Source organism: Aeromonas rivipollensis, from assembly GCF_037811135.1.
Classification (GTDB): domain Bacteria; phylum Pseudomonadota; class Gammaproteobacteria; order Enterobacterales; family Aeromonadaceae; genus Aeromonas; species Aeromonas rivipollensis.
This window is the reverse complement of record NZ_CP149130.1, coordinates 2177164-2197531: the sequence shown is the minus strand read 5'-3', so window position 1 is coordinate 2197531 and position 20368 is coordinate 2177164. Positions and strand designations below refer to the sequence as shown.

General features: G+C 60.4%; 23 protein-coding genes and 2 pseudogenes. 9 read left to right on the top strand and 16 right to left on the bottom strand.

Going from position 1 to position 20368, the window contains the following annotated elements:
- Positions 1-157 precede the first annotated feature (157 nt).
- The 5 genes and pseudogenes from cra (at position 158) to WIR04_RS10025 (ending at position 5120) form a co-directional block, all read left to right on the top strand.
- Positions 158-1156 (top strand): catabolite repressor/activator, encoded by a 999-nt coding sequence (gene cra / locus WIR04_RS10045; RefSeq protein ID WP_163138030.1) that lies wholly within the window; start codon positions 158-160, stop codon positions 1154-1156.
- 303 nt (positions 1157-1459) lie between these two features.
- The gene (locus WIR04_RS10040) at positions 1460-2653 is read left to right on the top strand and encodes an aromatic amino acid transport family protein (RefSeq protein WP_163138029.1); all 1194 of its coding nucleotides are present in this window, start codon (positions 1460-1462) and stop codon (positions 2651-2653) included.
- 228 nt (positions 2654-2881) lie between these two features.
- The gene (locus WIR04_RS10035; protein ID WP_307766342.1) at positions 2882-3286 is read left to right on the top strand and encodes an MbcA/ParS/Xre antitoxin family protein; all 405 of its coding nucleotides are present in this window, start codon (positions 2882-2884) and stop codon (positions 3284-3286) included.
- A gap of 8 nt (positions 3287-3294) precedes the next feature.
- Positions 3295-3978, top strand: coding sequence for an RES family NAD+ phosphorylase (locus WIR04_RS10030; RefSeq protein ID WP_338892526.1), 684 nt, complete (start codon positions 3295-3297; stop codon positions 3976-3978).
- 144 nt (positions 3979-4122) lie between these two features.
- Positions 4123-5120 (top strand): annotated as a pseudogene (locus WIR04_RS10025) (helix-turn-helix domain-containing protein).
- Positions 5121-5182: 62 nt separating this feature from the next.
- Here WIR04_RS10025 and WIR04_RS10020 read toward each other — a convergent pair.
- From WIR04_RS10020 to WIR04_RS09995, 7 genes and pseudogenes are all read right to left on the bottom strand, one after another.
- On the bottom strand, positions 5183-5530 hold the full coding sequence (locus WIR04_RS10020; protein ID WP_338892323.1) for an immunity 8 family protein: 348 nt from the start codon (positions 5528-5530) through the stop codon (positions 5183-5185).
- 356 nt (positions 5531-5886) lie between these two features.
- Positions 5887-6837 (bottom strand): transposase, encoded by a 951-nt coding sequence (locus WIR04_RS10015; protein WP_338892321.1) that lies wholly within the window; start codon positions 6835-6837, stop codon positions 5887-5889.
- Between the two features lie 52 nt (positions 6838-6889).
- A complete protein-coding gene (locus WIR04_RS10010) occupies positions 6890-7126 on the bottom strand; it encodes a hypothetical protein (protein WP_338892320.1) in 237 nt (78 codons plus the stop codon).
- An 88-nt stretch (positions 7127-7214) separates the two neighbouring features.
- Positions 7215-7379, bottom strand: a pseudogene (locus WIR04_RS10005) (alpha-amylase family glycosyl hydrolase); the annotation flags it as partial.
- A gap of 94 nt (positions 7380-7473) precedes the next feature.
- Positions 7474-7701 (bottom strand): hypothetical protein, encoded by a 228-nt coding sequence (locus tag WIR04_RS10000; protein WP_338892318.1) that lies wholly within the window; start codon positions 7699-7701, stop codon positions 7474-7476.
- Positions 7698-7970: a TNT domain-containing protein gene (locus tag WIR04_RS20940; protein WP_420883454.1), complete on the bottom strand. Its 273-nt coding sequence runs from the start codon at positions 7968-7970 to the stop codon at positions 7698-7700. The genes WIR04_RS10000 and WIR04_RS20940 overlap by 4 nt, the downstream gene beginning before the upstream one ends.
- Positions 7971-8375: 405 nt before the next feature.
- Positions 8376-8591 carry a hypothetical protein gene (locus WIR04_RS09995; protein WP_338892316.1) on the bottom strand — a complete coding sequence of 72 codons (216 nt, stop codon included), beginning with the start codon at positions 8589-8591 and terminating at the stop codon, positions 8376-8378.
- A gap of 80 nt (positions 8592-8671) precedes the next feature.
- On the opposite strand from WIR04_RS09995, the gene WIR04_RS09990 reads away from it, so the two are divergent.
- The gene (locus WIR04_RS09990; protein ID WP_338892314.1) at positions 8672-9058 is read left to right on the top strand and encodes an MAPEG family protein; all 387 of its coding nucleotides are present in this window, start codon (positions 8672-8674) and stop codon (positions 9056-9058) included.
- A gap of 93 nt (positions 9059-9151) precedes the next feature.
- On the opposite strand, the gene WIR04_RS09985 is transcribed toward WIR04_RS09990, so the two are convergent.
- Positions 9152-10552, bottom strand: coding sequence for a DEAD/DEAH box helicase (locus WIR04_RS09985; RefSeq protein ID WP_338892312.1), 1401 nt, complete (start codon positions 10550-10552; stop codon positions 9152-9154).
- Between the two features lie 313 nt (positions 10553-10865).
- On the opposite strand from WIR04_RS09985, the gene WIR04_RS09980 reads away from it, so the two are divergent.
- On the top strand, positions 10866-11678 hold the full coding sequence (locus WIR04_RS09980) for a substrate-binding periplasmic protein (RefSeq protein ID WP_420883463.1): 813 nt from the start codon (positions 10866-10868) through the stop codon (positions 11676-11678).
- 87 nt (positions 11679-11765) lie between these two features.
- Here the strand turns inward: WIR04_RS09980 and aroC are convergent, their stop codons facing one another.
- Together aroC and prmB are read right to left on the bottom strand one after the other, a co-directional pair.
- On the bottom strand, positions 11766-12854 hold the full coding sequence (gene aroC / locus WIR04_RS09975) for a chorismate synthase (RefSeq protein ID WP_338892310.1): 1089 nt from the start codon (positions 12852-12854) through the stop codon (positions 11766-11768).
- A gap of 16 nt (positions 12855-12870) precedes the next feature.
- Positions 12871-13806 carry a 50S ribosomal protein L3 N(5)-glutamine methyltransferase gene (gene prmB / locus WIR04_RS09970; RefSeq protein ID WP_025327060.1) on the bottom strand — a complete coding sequence of 312 codons (936 nt, stop codon included), beginning with the start codon at positions 13804-13806 and terminating at the stop codon, positions 12871-12873.
- 65 nt (positions 13807-13871) lie between these two features.
- Between prmB and smrB the strand changes: the two genes are divergently transcribed.
- On the top strand, positions 13872-14396 hold the full coding sequence (smrB, locus tag WIR04_RS09965; RefSeq protein ID WP_025327061.1) for an endonuclease SmrB: 525 nt from the start codon (positions 13872-13874) through the stop codon (positions 14394-14396).
- Between the two features lie 40 nt (positions 14397-14436).
- Here smrB and WIR04_RS09960 read toward each other — a convergent pair whose 3' ends face one another.
- The 6 genes from WIR04_RS09960 to WIR04_RS09935 all read right to left on the bottom strand — a co-directional run bounded on the left by WIR04_RS09960 (position 14437) and on the right by WIR04_RS09935 (position 19153).
- Positions 14437-14847 carry an SRPBCC family protein gene (locus WIR04_RS09960; protein WP_338892307.1) on the bottom strand — a complete coding sequence of 137 codons (411 nt, stop codon included), beginning with the start codon at positions 14845-14847 and terminating at the stop codon, positions 14437-14439.
- Between the two features lie 88 nt (positions 14848-14935).
- On the bottom strand, positions 14936-15154 hold the full coding sequence (locus tag WIR04_RS09955) for a DUF4287 domain-containing protein (protein WP_338892306.1): 219 nt from the start codon (positions 15152-15154) through the stop codon (positions 14936-14938).
- A 47-nt stretch (positions 15155-15201) separates the two neighbouring features.
- Positions 15202-15600, bottom strand: a complete 399-nt coding sequence (locus WIR04_RS09950; protein ID WP_338892305.1) for a GFA family protein — start codon at positions 15598-15600, stop codon at positions 15202-15204.
- A gap of 218 nt (positions 15601-15818) precedes the next feature.
- Complete coding sequence (locus WIR04_RS09945) at positions 15819-16184, bottom strand: VOC family protein (RefSeq protein ID WP_270824283.1); 366 nt, start codon at positions 16182-16184, stop codon at positions 15819-15821.
- A 166-nt stretch (positions 16185-16350) separates the two neighbouring features.
- Positions 16351-17796 (bottom strand): chitinase, encoded by a 1446-nt coding sequence (locus tag WIR04_RS09940; RefSeq protein WP_338892304.1) that lies wholly within the window; start codon positions 17794-17796, stop codon positions 16351-16353.
- 163 nt (positions 17797-17959) lie between these two features.
- On the bottom strand, positions 17960-19153 hold the full coding sequence (locus WIR04_RS09935; RefSeq protein ID WP_338892303.1) for a methyltransferase: 1194 nt from the start codon (positions 19151-19153) through the stop codon (positions 17960-17962).
- Between the two features lie 192 nt (positions 19154-19345).
- On the opposite strand from WIR04_RS09935, the gene WIR04_RS09930 reads away from it, so the two are divergent.
- Positions 19346-19924 (top strand): PhnA domain-containing protein, encoded by a 579-nt coding sequence (locus tag WIR04_RS09930; RefSeq protein WP_025327068.1) that lies wholly within the window; start codon positions 19346-19348, stop codon positions 19922-19924.
- Positions 19925-20368 lie beyond the last annotated feature (444 nt).

The following is a 20368-nucleotide window of genomic DNA, read 5'->3' as shown; positions in this document are numbered from 1 at the left end:
GACAAGCTGAATCGTTTCACTTACACTCAGACTGAATCGTTTCAGCCAATTGTTCAAGATCCCACTGAGAGTGCTTTTCAATGATATGATCCCGCGCACACTTTTCGGTGCCCCCACCTGAAACCGTCGCGGGCCTTGCAACTCAAACAGAGCCAATATGATGAAACTGGATGAAATCGCCGCCCTGGCCGGTGTCTCGCGTACCACCGCCAGCTATGTGATCAACGGCAAGGCGGATCAATATCGCATCAGCCAGGCCACCCGTGACAAGGTGATGGCCGTGGTCCTGGCCCACAACTATCAGCCGGACAGCCGCGCCGCCTCCCTGCGCGGCGGCCAGACCAGGACCCTGGGCTTCATCCTGCCGGACCTTGAGAACGCCAGTTACGCCAAGCTCGCCAAGCGCCTCGAGCAAGGCGCCCGGGCTCAGGGTTATCAGCTGCTGATCGTCTGCTCGGAAGACGAGCCGGACACCGAGAAGGAGCTGGCCCGGATGCTGGTCAGCCGCCATGTGGATGCGCTGCTGGTGGCGAGCTGCCTGCCGCCGGCGGATCCTTTCTATCGGGAGCAGCAGACCCATGGTGTGCAGATCCTGGCCATAGACCGGGCCCTGGCCGCCGACCATTTCATTACCGTGGCGAGTGAAAACCAGAAGGCGAGCTGCGATCTCACCGCCTCCCTGCTCACCCCCGCCCTTCGCCATGTCGCCCTGATCACAGCGCTGCCGGGTCTCACGATCAGCCAGGAGCGCCGCGCCGGTTTCGAGCAGGCGTTGAGCAGCCACGCCAGCGCCGCACCGCTGACACCCCATGTCTGCGAGGGAGCCCACTTCTCCCGCGCCGAGGGCTATCGCCTGATCAAGGAGCTGCACCAGCGGCTCGGCCAACTGCCCGAGGCGCTGGTCGCCACCTCCTACATATTGATGGAGGGGGTGCTCGACTATCTGCTGGAGCAGGAAGCCGACATGAGCCGGATTGCCATGGCCACTTTCGGGGACGATCGGCTGCTGGACTTCCTCCCCTTTGGCATCAACTCACTGCCCCAGCAGCACGACGCCCTGGCTGCCCAGGCCCTCACCCTTGCCTTCGAGGCCATCAACGGCCACTACCGCTGTGGTCTGCACTATGTGAGCCGCACCCTCAAGCGTCGCCGCTGACGCCCCTCACGCGCTGGCGGTCTCCTGCCCCGCCGGCGCGCTTTTCCACCAGTCAAGACCGCTTGCTGTCATCTTTTATTTCCACCCACTGCCACCTCGCAGTACAAAATCCGCCTTTTCAGGCTTGTTTCCACTATTTTGATCCGTTAACGTGGCAACCATCTTTTACAATCCACGGGTTTTTCGTAACGATGCGTCCACTCCGATATTGCTAGCCTCCGGTCCCGACCCCGGAGGCACCCGGCCGACAGCGCCACTGGCACGCTTTTGTAAATACGCAGTTTCTCTATCTGGATGGACACCATGAATACCAAAACCCTGGGTTGCACCCTGCTTATCGCCGGCACCACCATAGGTGCCGGCATGCTCGCCCTGCCGCTGGCCTCCTCGTCGCTCGGCGGCCCCGCCACCCTGCTACTGATGGTCGGGCTCTGGGCCCTGATGGCCTTCACCGCCATGCTGCAGGTGGAGGCCAGCCTCAATACCGGCAAGTGGTACCTGCACCAGTTGGCGGATCACCTGCTCGGCCCCTGGGGCAAGCGCATCGCCTCCTTCTGCATCCTGATGCTGTTCTACTCCCTGGCCTCCGCCTACATCAGCGGCGGAAGCAGCCTGCTGGCCCAGGCGCTGGCCGATGCGGGCACCACAGTCAGCCAGGAGCAGGCAGCCTGGGCCTTCACCCTGCTGTTCGGCGGCATGGTGTGCATCGGCACCAGGCAGGTGGATTACCTCAACCGGCTGATGTTCACCGTCAAACTGGTGATCATGGTAGGGGTGCTGGCGCTGCTGCTGCCCCGCGCCGAGGGTCAACATCTGCTCTCCATGCCGCTGGGTCAGGGTTTGCTGCTGGCAGGCCTGCCGGTCATCTTCACCTCGTTCGGCTTCCACGGCTCCATCCCGAGCGTCATGCTCTACCTCGGCGATTGCCCCAAGCAACTGCGCCGGGTCTTTGTGTGGGGCTCAGCCCTGCCGCTCATCCTCTATGTGCTGTGGCAGGTGGCGATCCTCGGCCTGCTGGGCCAGCAGAGCCTGATCCAGACCGGCGGGGCCCTCGACAGCCTGCTCGCCAGCGTCGGCAACCTGGTGAACTGGCCCGCCTTCAATCAGGCGATGCACCTGTTCGCAGATCTCGCGCTCGCCACCTCCTTCCTCGGGGTGACGCTCGGGCTCTTTGATTTCATGGCCAAGGTGACCCGCCGCAAGGACAACTGGCAGGGCCGCAGCCAGACCGGCATGATCACCTTCGTGCCCCCCCTGTTGTTTGCCCTCTACTTCCCCCAGGGCTTCATCATGGCGCTGGGTTACGCCGCCATTGCCCTGGCGGTGCTGGCGGTGCTGCTGCCGGTGGCCCTGGTGTGGCAGAGCCGCAAGCAGGCAGAGGCGCACCATTACCGCGTCCCGGGCGGCGTGGTTGCACTGGGACTCGCTGGCGCCATGGGGGTGCTGATCGTCGGGGTCCAGGTGAGCGTCAGCCTCGGCATGTTGCCCGCGCTCTAAGTCGCGACCTTTCCCTGCGGCTCGCGAGAGGCCCCGCCAACCCGGTTGGCGGGGCCTCTCGTCATTTGCCCGCCCAGCGATGGGAGGCCGCGCCTTGCACCCTCTCTACCCGTGTCCTGATGTGAACAAAATACCACATGTATGTACATATATGGACAACTTCGCCATACTGAGGACAAGGCGAACCCACACCGAGGTTCGCCCCGATGCAACCCATAAGGAGGAGCCATGGTCGCCACAGCACAAGCCAACCACCGGGACACTGCCGTCGATCCCAGCAAGGCGCTGCCGGTGGTGTTTCGCATTCTGGATAAATGGCGGTGCAGCACGGATGAACAACTCACACTGCTCGGCATCTCTTCCCGTTCGACATTGAACAAGTACAAGGAGGCGAGCGGCGGCATCCGTCTCAGCGCCGATCTGCAGGAGCGGATGAGCTACATCCTCAACATCCACAAGAGCCTGCGGGTGCTGTTCAGCGTCGATGAGAGCATCTACGGCTGGGTGCGCAAGCCCAACAGCCACCCCTTCTTCGCCGGGCGCAGCGCCATGGACGTCATGCAGGGGGGCCGCGTCGCCGATCTCTATGAGGTGGCCAACCGGTTGCACGCCTGGCGCGGAGGCATGGCCTGATGTCCGCGATGCCGCCATCGAGCGAGCTGCAGGATCAGCAGGCCTTTCGCATCATCCCGAGCCGCTATCCCCCCATCTGCCTCTATGAGGACGTGGCCAACGCGGACGAGCTGGAGGCGGTCTGGGCCGTCGAGGCCCTGACCAACGATCGCCTGCGGGAAGAGGCCGGGGAGCTGGCGCGAGTACCGAAAGAGGATTGGCTGGTGGGACTGGCCGGTGGCAGCTATGTGATGGCCGCCTTCACCCACCTCAATCCGGAGGGGGCCCGCTTCACCACGGGGGACTTTGGCGGCTACTACTGCGCCCCCCTGCTCGACACCGCGGTGAAAGAGACCGTCTATCACCAGGAGCGGGTCTTCGGCTACACCCAGGAACCACCCCAGAAGCTGCAGATGCGGGTGCTGCACACCGAGTTTTGCGCCCGTCTGGTCGACATCCGGGGGGATAATTACCTCGCCTCCCCCCTCTATCACGCCACCGACTACGGTCAGTCCCAGGCCTTCGCACGGGAGCAGAAGCGCGGCGGGGCGGACGGCATCCACTACCACTCGGTGCGCCACAACGGCCACGACTGCTACGTGCTCTACCGCCCCCGCCTTATCACCAAAATCCACCAGACCCAGCATCTGGAGTACCACTGGAACGGCAGCGCCATCGCCAATGTGCTGCAGATCAGGCTCTATGGGGAGTGACCACCCAAAACATATAAATCCTGCCAATTTAATGGGTGTATGGAGATGGTATTCACCTGGTAGTTGCCCACAAAAGGGAGTGGTCATACGGTTTCAAACCGGATAACAAAACGGAACCCCTACCGTGTTATCTGGAGTCACCATATGACCACCAACGAGAAAGTAACACGTCGCAAACTCAGTCTGCTAAAGATCTCCAAAGAGCTCAATAACGTCAGCAAAGCCTGCAAGCTCATCGGCTACAGCCACCAGCAGTTCTACGAAATCCGCCGTAACTACCAGACCTATGGCGCCGAGGGCTTGCTCGACAAACTGCCCGGCTGTAAAGAGGCTCATCCCAACCGGGTCGATCCCGAGATTGAGCAGGCTATCCTCGATTACTCCCTCACCAAGCCTACTCACGGCCCGCTGCGGGTGGCGCAAGAGCTCGCTCTGCAAGGCATCAACGCCAGTGCCGATGGGATACGTGGCGTGTGGCAACGTCACGACCTGCTCTCCAAGCAGGATCGCTTGTTGCGCCTCGAGAAAATCCATCGGGAGCAGACGATTGAGCTCAATGACGAGCAAATTCGCCTGCTCGAGCGCTTCAGCCCCGAGTTTCAAGAACGCCAGATTGAGGTTCACTACACCGGGGAACTGGTGGCGTCGATACCTTCTTCGTGGGGGCGCTCAAGGGAGTTGGGCTGCTACAGCCGCCAGGCCTAGGGACGGCTCTAAACCAGCAAGCTGCCGGTGAGCTCGGTTCATGTGCTCAACGAAACGGTGCTGCCATTCTTCGAGGCTCACGAAGCACATGTGGGACAACGGGCGCGAGTTCTGTGGGCACCCTGACCATTATCCCTACGAGCTGTTCCTGCAATTTGAGGGGATTGAATAGCGGACAACCAATAAACACAGGCCGCAAAGCAACGGCTTTATCGAGCTGCAGCATCGTATCCTGCTGATTGAACACTTCCGTATCAAAGGGCGGACAACGTGGTATGAGTCGATTGAGCAGATGCAAACAGACCTGAATAGCTACTTGGAGCACTACAAAACCCAGCGGCTACATCAGGGCAGGATGATGGGGGCAGACCCCCTACAGCATGTTCAAAAACGATCTGAAATTAATACCGAAGGAAGTGCGATCTGAAGTAGCGTAAGCAAGACACCGGTTTGAGGCCGGTGTCAGGTGATAACTAGATCTGTACACACAGCCTAGTATTTAAGGCTGATAATCTTCATATTCCCAAGCAAAGACCCGGGACAGTTTTTGCGCTATCTCCATCCAGTCATTGCCTTCGCACTGGTCGATATAATCTGTGATGGCTTTTGTTATTTCATCAAGATCATATTTACGAACCAGCAGCGTGTGCCGCATCAGCTCCGGCAACCAATAATGCTTGCAGAGCCATTCCGGTGTACAGATGTGCAAGCGAAAATAATCAGCCCCCTCTTCGCCATGAGACCCTATAGATAACTCCACCCAGAAAGAAAAACTATCATGTTCAATTGGTTGATAACTTTCCAACAAACAGTTGTCTGACCACAATGACTTTAAATCAGCTTTCATTTGGTTATGTTAAGATGACCATTACTGATCACTCCTCCTGACTTGTTCAATATTTGGAAATTTGCCTGAATTCCTGTTATAGCATATTGGCTTTTCTTAGAAACCGGTGGCCGGTAAATAAGGGAACCATCTGCACTGACCCAGCAGCCAGAGGAAAGTATTTAGGACACCCACCTTTTTACCACCTTTCTGAGCGGTGCGCCTTGGTTGGTTATGTATGCTGTGATGGATGTCGATGCCAGGGCTATGCGCGAGGAAGGCAAATTGGCCAGATGGGGTTGAAACACCTTGTTTAGGCAGACCATGACCAACATCAGGTAAATGTCTGAATTTGATATAAAGCAGGGGCTGACGCATCAGAGTAACGGCTGATGACACCGCCGCTGGCCACAGTGTTGGGCAAACTGTTGGCAATGGTCTCTATCACCCACCACTCTTATCCCCTGACGCCGAAACAGCATCACCAGCTTGAACCAGCGAACCTCATCCAGCCCCAATCGCGCCAGGTTGGGAGCAAGGTGGACCGGAATATGGCCACGCTTGTCTGCTCTGATGGCACGACCTGTCCAGTCCACCAGCATCAGATAATCGGTAAAGGCATAAGGCAGACCATCCGATTTCCGCTGGCTGGCAAATGGCAACAACAAGGGTGGCAATGATGCAGCGGGTTGCTCGTCATCGAGGCGCTGCTTGATGCTGGTGTAGTCGCTCTGCTCGGGCCGGTCGGCCAATGCCGCCCGTATCGGGTTGAGGTCAACATAGGTCATACAGGCCAGCAGGGCTGACTCGTTAAGCAGCGCCTGGCTCTTGAAACGCCCTTCCCAGAAATGGCCCTTGCAGCTATCTTCCCGGTTCGCCTGCCGTGCCAGGGTTTCATTGAGCAGCCGCACAAACCAACTGATGGAGTGCAGCCGTTCACGCCATTGCTCTATCAGTTGCTGCACGACCAGCAACTCGGGCTCAATCAGAGATTCCCCCTGATACCAGCGCCGCACCAACAGCGGACATTGGAACAGTGCTGCCCAGCGCTCGGCTACCTCCCGCTCGCTCCAGCCCTGTGCCTGCTCAGCATCCACTTTCAGCACCAGATGGTAGTGGTTGCTCATCACCGCATAGGCGCAGATGCCGATGGCAAAGAGCCGCGACAGCTGGCCCAGCCGGTCGACCACCCACTGGCGGCGATGCTCGTAGCTCTGGCCAGAGTGGGCATCTTCCCCGCACAGAAAGGCCCGCCGCACGCAGCGGCTCACCACGTGGTAGTAGGGCGTATCCTGCAAACTGATTTGACGTGAACGGGCGATGGTCATGGCGAGTTCCTCGGCAGTGATGCCTCAAGTCCAGCAGACTGCTACGCCCCTGTCAAAATGGTGGGTGTCCCAGAATCTCTTCCCAGAATCTCTTATTATCTATATTTTTATTTGCAAAACCAGTGAAGAACTCACTACCGAGAGCGCTTGTAGCCTCGAAAATAAATTCTGGGACTCTCCCATCACCAATAGCTTTCCCTACTACTTCAGGTGCATATCTACCATACCCCCCCAGTGCAGCTCCGCTTCCTGAAATAGCTGCTTTGTCTAGCCTGAAGTCGTAAATCATTAGAGATGACCCAATAGCTATACCTATATTATCTCACGACCAGGGGATACAGCGAACATTTAAGGGCACCCACCTTTTTGTATGCCCACGACAACTGGTTCAGCTTGTCGACCATCCACTGGCGACGATGCTCGTAACTCTGCCCCGAGTAAGCATCTTCCCCACGCAGAAAGCCCCGATGCACGCAGCGGCTGACCACATGGTAGTAAGGCGTATCCTGCAAACTGATTTGATGTGAACGGGCAATGGTCATGGCAGCCTCCTAGGCAGTGATGCTTCAAGCCAAGCAAACCGCTACCCTCTGTCAAAATGGTGGGTGTCACAGAATTTTTTTTCCCTTACCATGTTCACGACAACCATTTTTGAAATTGTTCTAAAACAAACTCATATGCATCTTCTTTGGAAGAGAAAGTAGAAAGGGTATCAGGTATATCCCTTTCTACATAACACACTTCCCATCTCTGCCCCATCTTCACAATACAGACACAATCACTATTTTCAAGCCCGTCCAATGAGTAACTACTTTCATTGACACCAAGGACCGAAAGTTGAGCGATCAATTCTTCACGAGTCATTTATCTACTTTCCTCAAATAGTTATTATCCAAATACCACTGTACTGGTTTAGGCAACTCATACTGGGTTCCGGTACCTTTTTGTCCAAACCACGGCAAGATGTTCGATTTGGGAATCTCTGGTATAGGTTTAATTATTTCATATTTAAAATAAGGTTTTGAAACTTCATAAGAGGAAGGTAAGGCTCTCTCACCAAAAGGCACCCCGATAGGTGATACAAAGCTACCACCAGGATAACCATACCGATCAATAAATGAACCTATCGGCAACGTAACTGTCTCAACTGGCCCATAGGCACCACGATGAGGTGGCCAGATACCCAGAGACTCCTGGATTGCACCTTCAGATTTGCTAAATACGTAGTATTTAGGACACCCACCTTTTTACCACCTTTCTGAGCGGTGCGTCTTGGTTGGTTATCTCTGCTGTGATGAATGTCGATGTCAGGGCTATGCGCGGGGAAGGCAAACTGGTCAGATTGAGTTGGAACCCCTTGTCTAGACAGACCATGACCAACACAAGGGAAATGTCTGATTTTGAGATAAAGCAGGGGCTGAAGCATCAGAGTAACGGCTGATGACACCGCTGCTGGCCACAGTGTCGGGCAAATCACTGGCAATAGCCCCTGTCACCCACCACTCTGTTGCCTTGGCAGCGAAGCAGCGTCACCCGCTTCAGACAGCGAATCTCATCCAGCCCCAACCGCGCCAGGATGGGAACAAGATGCGCTGAAATATGGCGCGCTTGTCTGCTCTGATGGAGCGACCGGTCCAGTCCACCAGCATCAGATAATAGGTAAAGGTATAAGGCAGACCATAGGTTTTGCACTGGCTGACAAACAGCAGCAAGGGTAGCAATGATGCTTCGGGTTTCTCGCCAACTCGCCACATCTTGCTGCTACCCTCAGAGGCAAGCCATTGAGGTGCCAAGCAATATCAAAGCAAACACATCCACTCGAGAGCCAGATACCATGACCATAGTGCCCATCTACGCAGCCCTGCTCGCCCTGCTCTTTGTCTTGCTCAGCGTGCGCACCATTCGCACCCGCCACAGCCGCGGGGTGGCGCTGGGGCACGGGGATGATCCCGCCATGCTGCGGGCCATGCGGGTGCACGCCAACTTTGCCGAGTATGTCCCCCTCGCCCTGCTGCTCATCTATTTTGTCGAAGTAACCAGCCAGACTCCCTGGCTTGTCCATCTGCTGGGGGCCAGCTTGTTGTGCGGCCGCCTCTGCCACGCCTTTGGCATGAGCCGCACGCCGGAGAACTTCCGCTATCGGGTGGTGGGGATGGGGCTGACCTTCAGCGTGATCCTGGTAAGCGCAGCGTATATCTTGATCACGGTGCTCATCTCTTGACCGCTTCACGACCGGCCAGAAAGACAAAAGCCCCGCCAGATTGGCGGGGCTTTTTAGCAACCGAATAGCCGGGGAGCCTGGTTCCCGAGCCGCTTACTGGTTGTGGCTGGCGCGGCGGGGACGACGGGCCTGGGCCGGTTTGGCGGCACCATCGGCGGGACGCTGGCCACCTTGCGGTTTGGGCTTGCCACCGTTACCGGTGCGGGCACTACCTGCATTGCCATTGGAGGCAGAACGACCGGCCCCCTGACGCTGGCCTTGACCTTGCGGGCGCGGCGCACGGCGCTGCTCGCTCGGATCGCGGGGCTCTTTGCGCAGCGGCGCGCCTATGCCACGGGCGATGTTGTCCAGGGTCTCGCGGGAGGCTTCAAAACCGGCCACCTGCTCGCAGGGGATGTTCTGCTTGGTCAGACGCTCGATAGCCTTGATGAGCTTGCCTTCATCGGCCGCCACCAGGGAGATCGCATGACCGGCGGCGCCGGCACGACCGGTACGACCGATACGGTGCACGTAGTCTTCCGCCACGTTGGGCAGTTCGAAGTTGACCACTTGCGGTAACTTGTCGATGTCCAGACCACGGGCGGCGATGTCGGTCGCCACCAGCACCTTGACGCTACCTTCCTTGAAACCGGCCAGGGCACGGGTACGGGCACCCTGGCTCTTGTTGCCGTGGATGGCTGCGGCGCTGACGCCGTTCTTGTCGAGGGTCTCGGCAACACGGTTGGCCATGTGCTTGGTACGGGTGAACACCAGTACCTGCTGCCAATCGTTGCTGGTGACCAGGTGGCTCAAGAGCGCGATCTTGTTGGCCTTGTCGCAGGGGTGCACCAGCTGCTCGATACGCTCGGCAGTGCTGTTGCGCGGGGCCACTTCGATCACCGCAGGGTTGTCCAGCAGGCCGGTGGCCAGCTCGCGGATCTCGTCGGCGAAGGTGGCGGAGAAGAGCAGGTTCTGGCGCTTCTTCGGCATCAGGGCCAGGATCTTGCGGATGTCGCGGATGAAGCCCATGTCGAGCATGCGGTCCGCTTCGTCCAGTACCAGGATCTCGACTTCGTCGAATTTCACGGCGTTCTGGTTGTAGAGATCCATCAGGCGGCCCGGGCAGGCCACCAGCACGTCCAGACCACGGCGAGTCGCCATCATCTGCGGATTGATGCTGACGCCGCCGAAGACGACGTGACTGCGGATCGGCAGGTGCTTGCCGTAGTTGCGCACGCTCTCGCCCACCTGGGCAGCCAGCTCGCGGGTCGGAGTCAATACCAGGGCGCGAATGCGGTTCGGGGATACTTTGCGCTTGCTCTCGGTGAGGCGCTGCAGCATCGGCAGGGTAAAGCCTGCGGTCTTGCCGGTCCCGGTCTGGGCGGCGGCCATCAGGTCACGGCCAGCCAGGACGGCGGGGATCGCTTGTTGCTGGATGGGAGACGGGGTGTCGTAGCCTTGCTCGGCAACGGCACGCAACAAGGGTTCGGCCAGACCGAGGGAAGTAAAACTCATAGTTACCTGCTAGGGATTGGGGCGCCGGGGATCTGTGGTGGGGCTCCTCTGCTGAGCCGATGCCATCTCACAGGATCTGGGCCTATAGAGAAAACAACGATTTCCCCGGGGAGCAGAGCAAAGGGGAAAGAATAGAGGCGCAGTCTAACGGAGTTGGCGCTGTTACACGAGAAAAATGTGATACGCCTCCCAGCCCGGGTGGAAAAGCCCACTTTGGCGGGGCACAATGGCGATGATGACGCTCGCCAGGGCCAGTCCCATCTTGGGGCACGAACTCAGGGATCCACGACACAGAACAGGGAGGTTCTGCTTGATCAGGAAACATATCCAGACCGCTATTCACTGCGCATTGAGCCTGGGCCTGCTGTTCGCACCGAGCCTGCCTCTGGGTGCCAAGGAGACATTGTCGGTGGCCTGGAGCCACTGGCCCCCCTTCAGCCAGATCGAGACCGATGGCGAGCTCGGCGGGTTGGACGTGGCCCTGACCCGCCAGATCCTGGGCGGCGCCAATCTTCACCCCGAGTTTCGCAACCTCCCCTGGGCCCGGGCCCTGCACCTGATGGCACGCCAGCAGCTGGATGTCGCCATGGGAGCCCTGAAGACCCCGGAGCGGGAGCGTTTCGCCCGCTTCTCGGCCCCCTACCGGCGCGCCAGCTTCGTGCTGCTCAGCCACAAGGCAGCCCCCGGTAACCCCGATCGCTGGCAGGGGATCACCCGTCTCGCGGATCTGTGCCAGCAGACAGGGCTGCGCCTTGGCAAGCTGCGGGGCACCCGTCCCCTCCCCCTCAGCGACGGCTGTGCTTCCCTTCGGCAGGCGAGCGAATACAACTCGGATGACAGGCTGATCGCCCTCTTGCTAGCGCGGCGCCTCGATGGGGTCATCATGGAGTGGCAATACGCCCGCCATCGGCTGGCCCAGCTCGGGGCAGAGGAGTTCACCCTGTGCCAGGTGCTGTTGCATCAGCAACCGGTCAGCCTGATGTTCGCCAGGGAGGCGGTGAGCGACGCAGAGCTCGCCCGCATCGATGCCGTCATCGCCGACCTCCCGGCGCCGGACGCGGCGTTTGCCCCGCCGCTGTGCCGCCTCGATGGCAGCCAGCCCCGGGAGGAAGGCACTCAGGGCTGACCTGACGACACCGCCCAAACGAGAAAGGCGACCCTGGGGTCGCCTTTTTGCCGTGCATGGTGATCAGCTGACAGCGCTGCTTGCAGATCAGCGCAGCACCGGGGTCTGGGTATGCACGCCCTGGTTCTGGGCACGGTGGCGCAGCAGGTGATCCATCAGCACCAGGGCCAACATGGCCTCGGCGATGGGCACGGCACGGATGCCGACACAAGGATCGTGGCGACCCTTGGTGATCATCTCGGTGGCCTCGCCGCTGGTGTTGATGGTCTTGCCCGGCACAGTGATGCTGGAGGTGGGCTTGAGCGCCATGCTCACCACTATGTCCTGGCCGGAGGAGATGCCCCCCAGGATGCCGCCCGCATGGTTGCTGGCAAAGCCGGCCGGGGTCATCTCGTCGCGATGCTCCGAGCCTTTTTGCTCCACCACGGCGAAACCGTCACCTATCTCGACCCCTTTCACCGCATTGATGCCCATCATGGCGTGGGCGATGTCGGCGTCGAGCCGGTCGAACACCGGCTCACCCAGGCCCACCGGCACGTTGCGCGCAATGACAGCCACCTTGGCGCCTATGCTGTTGCCCTCTTTCTTGAGCGCCCGCATGTACTCGTCGAGGGCCTCCAGCTTGCCCGCATCGGGGAAGAAGAAGGGGTTCTGCTCGATCTGGCTCGCATCGAAGGCCTCGGCCTTGATGGGACCGAGCTGGGAGAGAAAGCCCACTATCTCGATGCCGTGCATCTGCTTGAGGTACTTCTTGGCGATGGCCCCCGCCGCCACCCGCATGGCGGTCTCGCGCGCCGAGGAGCGACCGCCGCCGCGGTAGTCACGCTGACCGTACTTCTGGTGGTAGGTGTAGTCGGCGTGGCCCGGACGGAACAGGTCCTTGATCTCGGAGTAGTCCTTGGAGCGCTGATCGGTGTTCTCGATGAGCAGTCCAATGGAGGTGCCAGTGGTGCGTCCCTCGAACACTCCGGCCAGGATCTTCACTTCGTCCGCTTCGCGGCGCTGGGTGGTGTAGCGGGAGGTGCCGGGTTTGCGCCTGTCCAGATCGATTTGCAGATCCGCTTCGCTTATCTCCAGCCCCGGGGGGCAGCCGTCGACCACGGCGCCGAGCGCGAGGCCGTGGCTCTCGCCAAAGGTGGTGACCCGAAAGAGTTGGCCAAAACTGTTCCCTGCCATGGGTGCTCCTTGCTGCTTAGCTCTTGTAAATCGCGAAATGGGCCTGGTACTGCACCAGCTCGGCGCGGGTCATCACGAAGACGCCGTGACCGCCGTTCTCGAACTCGACCCAGGTGAAGGGCACCTCGGGGAATTGGGCTTCCAGGTGGATCATGCTGTTGCCCACCTCGACCACCAGCACGCCGTCATCCTTCAGGAAGTCCGCGGCGTTGGCCAGGATGCGCTTGGTGAGCTTGAGGCCGTCGGAGCCCGATGCCAGGGCCAGCTCCGGCTCGTGACGAAACTCCTCAGGCAAGTCCGACATGTCCTCGGAGTCCACATAGGGCGGGTTGGAGACGATGAGATCGTACTTGTCACCGGCGGGCAGGTCGCGCATCAGATCGGAGCGGATCGGGATGACCTGCTGCTCGAGGCCATGATCGTTGATGTTGCGCTCGGCCACGTTGAGGGCATCGACGCTGATGTCGATGGCATCCACTTCCGCATGGGGGAACTCGTGGGCCATGATGATGGCGATGCAACCCGAGCCGGTGCAGAGATCCATGATCCGGGTCGGCTCTTCCTTGAGGAAGGGGGCGAAGCGGTTGGCCACCATCTCGGCGATGGGGGAGCGCGGAATGAGCACGCGCTCGTCCACGTAGAACTCCCAACCCGCATACCAGGCCTTGTTGGTCAGGTAGGCGGCAGGCACCCGCTCCTGTACCCGGCGGATGATCAGCTCGGCGATGCGGTGGCGCTCGCTGGTGGTCAGGCGGGAGTGGCGCATGCCGGGATCCACGTCTGGCGGCAGATGTAACGCGGGCAGCACCAGTTGCACGGCCTCATCCCAGGCGTTGTCGGTACCATGTCCGTAGAAGATCCCGGCGTCGTTGAAACGACTCATGGCCCAGCGCAACATGTCCTGGATGGTGTGCATCTCGGCAACCACCTCGTCGATAAATATCTTGTCCAAATCCACCTCCAAGTCGAGTAATATCCGGCCCGAGAATTCTATACAGCGAGCAAGACGAGTACCTGATGAAAAAATCGCCCTCACCCACAGACGAGGAAAGCCTGCTGTTTCGTGATGCTGTCAAAGGTACCCGGAAAATTAAGCAAGATACCATAAGGGCCTCCTCAAGCCCGGTCAAGCAGAAACGCGAACTGCGTGAAAGCCGCGAAAAGCTTGGGGTTGACCACTTTTTCAGCGACGAGTACCAGCCTCATCTGGACGAAGAGGGCCCGACCCGATTTGTGCGTGAAGACGTGTCAAAATTCGAGCTGAAAAAGCTCAAGCGCGGCCTCTATCCGCCGGAGATTTATCTGGATCTCCATGGCATGAGTCAGCTCCAGGCCAAGCAGGAGCTGGCCGCCCTGCTCACCCTGTGCCAAAAAGAGAACATTCACGTCGCCTCGGTGATGCACGGCATCGGCAAGCACGTGCTCAAGCAACGCATTCCGAGCTGGCTGGCCCAGCACCCCAATGTGCGTGCCTTCCATCAGGCCCCCCGGGAATGGGGGGGCGAGAGCGCCATCCTGGTGCTGCTGGATATCGAGGAGTAGCCCGGCACCGGGCAGGAGAAGCTTGATCGAAAAGCGCGCCTCAGGACGCGCTTTCCATATAGCGTTTGAAGTTGTCGAGTATGCTCTGCCAGCCGGCACGCTGCTGCTCGCCGCTGTGTTCGGATTCGGCGTCGAATTCCTCGTGAACCCGGGTGCCTCCCTGCTCCTCCACGAACGTCACCCTGACGGCGCGGCCATCGTCCATGACGTAACCCAGGGCGGTTGGCGGTACCACCTCGGTGAAGGTGCCCTCGAAATCAAACTCCATGCTGCCATCCCGGGCGGCCATACGGTGACAAAAAAGCCCGCCGACCCGCAGATCCACCCGGCTGCCGGGGCAGTGCCACTCGGGAGAGGCGACATTCCATGCCATGATGCTGGCGGGGGTGTTCCACCCCTCCCATACCAGAGCGAGTGGCCGCTCGACCCGGACGCTGACGCTTATCTTCATCGCTCTTCTCCTCTATTTACCTGCTGATCCGGCGCGGCGGCAGGCAGACCCCCTGCGCAACGACACGGCATCGGCTCCTATCGTGCCTTCAGGGCGTGGGGTGCTGCGCCAGATGGTGGGCCACCAGGGCATTGGCATGGCCGTGGCCCAGGCCGTGCTCGGCCTTGAGCCAGGCCACCAGCGCCATGTGTTTGCGCTCCTCCCGCCCCGCCAGCAGGGCCAGCCAGTGGGCAACCGGCTGCCCGTAGGTTTTCTCGATGGAGGGAAAATAGGAGGCAGGCCCCCTCACCTTCTGTTGCTCATCCATGACAGTCTCCTTGGGGTTTTGCCGACACTGCTGGCGCAGCGACGGGCTCAGGGTTTGGGGGCGAACTGCTCGAACACCTGCTGCCCGGTCAGGGTCGGGGTGTCGTTCTTGAGCGCATAAAAATCAGGCTTCTCGTCGATAAAGATCTGCCCGGTGAGCTCGAACGCCTGTTCCTGAAACAGGCCGGCAGAGAGGATGTACTCGTCTGTCGGCAACAGATGATAGAAAAGGTGGGTGCCGCAGGTGGGGCAGAAGCCGCGCTCCGCCCACTCGGACGAGCGGTAGGCCACAGGGCTGAGCCCCTTGAAACTGACCCCCTTGCCGCCATGCACCGCGAACATGGGCCCGCCGGACCAGCGCCGGCACATGGCGCAGTGACACAGGTTGACCTCCTTGTGATCGCCGCTTGAAACGGTGATCCCGCCACACAGACAATGACCTTCCATGATGCCTCCTTGAGTGCTGAGCGGCAGAGGGGGCTAAGTGGATCTTGACTCCTTGCCGCACCAGATGAATTAGCACGGGATCCGGGTGGCGGCAACTGACCATCCCGGGGCCCCACCGCGGGGCCGACGACCCTGGCCTCCCCCCAAAAGGGGAGATTCGCCCCCTTTATTCATGTCATGAATTACCAAAGAATCCCCATGCGCCAGATGAATGACACTCAGGGCCCCTCCTGCAAGGCGATGCGGTTGCCTTCGGGATCCCTGAGCTCGGCCACCCGGACCTGCTCGCTCACCCGGGTGACGGGATAGAGAGACTCGCCTCCCGCCGTCAGTGCCCGGGCCATGGTCCGCTCTATGTCTGCGACCTTCAGATAGACCCGGGTACCGTCCTGGCTCGGCACATAGCTCTCCCCCTTTGCCAGGGCGCCGGAGCAGCCCGCCATGCCGTCAAACAGCGGGAACAACGCCATCTCGTTGCCATCTATGTGCGCCCGCTCGAGGGCTATCTCGAAGACAGCTTCATAGAAGCGAATGGCTCGCGTCAGATCCTGCACCGGAATTTCAAAATGGATGGCGATATTCATGTGTCACTCCTCTGTGTGGGATGAGATCCCAGGCTCCCTCGAATAGATGAAGAGCGCAGGCAAGTACCGGCCGGGCCTATCAGAGGCGCCCTTGCGCCGGCTCCCCATGAAAGAGGGGAAGGGATCCCCCCTTCCCCATCATGACCGATGGCGCGCCCTGGCGGGATCAGTTCACCGGCGCCCAGGGATCTCCCTTGCCCGGCTCGTTGCCCTGGGTCCACCACTTCGCCTGATACACCACGCCCTTGTGGCTGACTTTATTGCCTGCGGTGTAGACCTTGCTGGCCACCCAGGCAGGCACATCTCCCACGGGCGGGTCGGTCGGATCAACGGGCGCGGGATCGAGCTTGGCCACCACCCGCACCTTGGGCCAGTTGGCGTGGGAGCCGTAGAAGTTGGTCACGCACTTCTCGTAATCCCCCGGCACCAAGGCCGAATAGGCGGTCTGGAATCCCACCAGCTCGCACTCGAACGAGTAGCCACCTGGCCTGTCGGCATAATATTTCCAGTTGCCGTCCCAGTTGGTGTAAAGCACGTCGGTGGCGCCGTTCAGGTTGAGGCTGCCATAGGGGGTCTGCTGCCAGCAGCTGTTCTTCTCGTCCGGGAGCAGCGGGATTCCGTAGTGGGCGGCCAGCCCTTCCCAGTAACGGATGCGGTTGACCGGCTGCCCCTTGTTCTTGTTCTGCTCGCCACACTCTATGCCGCCGTTGATGACATTGATGGTGGTGCCAAAGCCATAGCCGATGCCCGCCGCGACCTCGCGCTGGGAGGGCACCCAGGTTCTGTCGATGACGTGCAACATGGCGGGTTTGGGGGCTTGCGGCGTCAGGAAGAACCAGATGGCGGAGGCGAGGTTGAGCCAGGAGTCGGCCACCAGGCCGGGGTTGTTCAGCAGCACCGAGGCGTTGCCGTCAAACATCGCCTCGGAGAAGGCACCGTAGTTGAAGTGGTAGGAGAGCTGTTTAGCGCCACGGCCAAAGTAGCCCTGCCCCGTGCTGCAGGGCCATTTCCTGTTCTGCCAGTCATTCTGGCCACAGCCGGTGGTATAGCCGAGTTGTCCCTCGGCCCAGCCCATCTCGCGCACATGTACCAGCGCCTGCTGCCACTCCTCGAGCCCCAGCGGGTTGTCGGACACATTCTCCTTGCCGATATGGCCGCCGGTCTCCTGGGCGAAGTGGGCGAAGGCGGTGACGATGGATTTTTTGCAGATGGCGTCCGCATTGCGCCCGTCCGTGTAGTCGCCACAGAAGGCGGGGAACTTGCCGACCGCCCGCAAGAAGCGCTCATAGGTATATTCCGGCGCCGCCATCTGGGTTAAAAAATCCCAGTCCGACTCGGTAAAGACCCGCTCGACCCGTTTGACGTTGTCCGGGTTGTCGGCTCGCCTCGGCACAATCGCCTCCACCAGAGTGTTGGGTCGGGTGGCCAATGCCTTTGACCAGATGCCGTACATGGGGTTGGCCGTCTTGGCTTGTTCAACGGCGGCGAGATCCGGCGCCGCTATCAGATAGCCGCCGCTGGTCTGCGGATCGGGCTGGATCGTCATGGCCCCCTGGCTTGGCAAGGCCCAGGCAAGGGCGATGAGCCAGGCGCTGCGCTTGAGTGTGAACATAGGTAACAATCCTTGTCTCGATGTGAAGTTCAGGGCGAGCATAGGCGCCTCCATAACTAAATTCACGACAAGAATTAAGAGTTTGGCGATTTTGTGAGCCATTTCACTCTGCACTCAGATGAAACCTCGCCACGGCCTCATTTTGATCCCGGATCGCGCGTTTTTATGCGCCGCGGACGCGCACCGCCCGGATCAGCAGATTGCGAGGGGTCATGGGCTTGTCGCAAAACGCCCCCAGCTCTACCTCATAGCCCTGCTCCTCGAGGAAGAGGGCGCGATCCAGGGCGAGCCAGATCTCCAGCGGGCGGCGAAACAGATGGCGCACCAGCTCCATGCGGGCTACGTCCCCAAAGCGCCGCTCCCCCCTGGCGAGGAAGTCGCCATGGTCTATCCCCCCAGGCAACAGCATCCCCTTGCGCTCGGCGGCCCAATCACAGAAGGCCTCGAAACTGCCCGCCAGCAGGCTCTTTTGCAGGTTGGGCACCGGCAGGTACTGATCCACCCCGCGCACCTCCCGTTGCAGGCAATCGAAGGCGAGACGCCAGATCACCTCCTGCTCGCGCAGGCGGGAGATGCGGGCACCGCCGGTCACCGTCTCCTGCAGCGGCAGCTTCAAGTCACTCTTGCCAAGGTGCAGGGCGCTGGCCTTGGCGGCCTGTGACAAGGGGCGGTAATGAGAGGTGCGGATCAGGTGATAGCAACAGGGGGAGAGGGTCACGCCCCGGGCGCCGCGCTCGACCACCTGCTCCAGCAGATGGGTATGCAGCTCGCCACAGGCATGGAGCGCCATGGCGTGATGGTGCGGGGCGATGAGCGCCCCCGACTCGGCGGCGAAGGCGTCGGCCTCCACAAACTGCATGCGGGCACCATCCCGCGCCGCGAGCTGCCGCCCCTCCTCGCAGAGCGTGCGCTGCAATTCGAGGCTCAGGATCTCGGCCCCCCGATGCAGGGAGACCAGGCGCCCCAGATGGCCCTTGCCGGCGCACCACTCCAGATAGGGGCCCCGATGGGCGGGCAGGCAACCGGTGAAGGCTTCTATCTGCGCCTGCTTGCGTCCCGGCATGTACATCGCCATGGCCCTGGCGCAGTGAATCGGTTCGGGGACAAAGGTGTCCAGCTCGCTCAGGGCATGCAACTCGGCCCCTGCCGGGATCCAGGGGGCAAGCAGGGTGCAAAGCGCCTCCATGTCGCCGTCGAGCCGCGCGATCTCGTCAAGACTGAGGCCGTTCAGGCAGGCGGCAAGCTCCGGGGCCTGGTCGGCGAAGGCCAGGCTCAGATGATGATAGGGCTGGTATTGCCACCAGCCTCTCTCTTCGGTCAGCAAGCGATCCAGTTGTCGAAAACGGTGAGCCAGCACGGTGAGCTTGTCCTGCTATCCAAAAGGGAGGCTCATTCTAGCGATCTGCCATCAAAAAGCACTCGCCAGCGCGCCTGCCCCCACCCCTTGCTGGTAGCCTGACAAAAAGCAGGGATTTGTGCTATATTCCGCCCCCTCATTAGCGCGACTCGCCCAGGCGGGTCGTTTTACCCATATGAACGGAACCAAAACATGACCATCAATGCCATCCTGCAAGCGCGTGCGGACGCCAAGTGTGAGCTGTGTGGAGCAGAACATGCGCTGACTGCCTTCCCGGTGCCACACTCCCCCGCCAGTGACGATGACCACAGCGTGGCGCTGTGCACCACCTGCCGTGGCCAGCTGGAGCAGCCGGACACCACAGAGGTCAACCACTGGCGCTGCCTGGGTGACAGCATGTGGAGCCAGGTGCCGGCGGTGCAGGTGATGGCATGGCGCCAGCTTAAAAACCTGTCCGCCCGTGGCGAGATCTGGGCCCAGGACATGCTGGACATGATGTACATGGAAGAAGAGACCAAGGCCTGGGCCGAGGCAGGCAGCGCCAGTGACGATGACGACAGCGTACCCACCGTCGACTCCAACGGCGCCGTGCTGCAGGAGGGGGATTCCGTCACCCTGATCAAGGATCTGGAAGTCAAGGGCGGCGGCTTCACCGCCAAGCGTGGCACCCTGGTCAAGGGCATCCGCCTGACCAACAACCCGCTGCACATCGAAGGCAAGGTCAACGGCGTGCAGATAGTGCTGGTCGCGGCCTACCTGAAGAAGGCCTGATCCCCTCGGCTTGTGGTTCGGATGATGCAAGAAGCGCCCCCAGGGGCGCTTTTTTGTTGTCCGGCCACCGACAATGTCGGCGTGTCCACAGTGGCGCCGCCGGGAAACTGGACTATCCTGCAAACCAGTCCCGATGAGCGAGCCACCTCTTCGCCGGATTTGCGTCAGGGGAGCACCCGCTCCCGGAACCGCGAAACACTGGCCCGGATGGAATTCATGTGGCACTCTGGGCTCTTAACATGGACAGATCCTGAACATCATGATCCCATGATGTCCTCTTGACACAAGGAGCACGACCGATGGCCAAAGCCAGCAAGAAAGATATCAAGAAGAAAATCGCCGCCCGCAAGGATAAAATTGCCAAGCACGAAGGCAAGATCAAGAAGCTGAAGAAAGCCCTGAAATAAGGGTCGGCACCATAAAAAAACCGCCCAGTTCACAAGG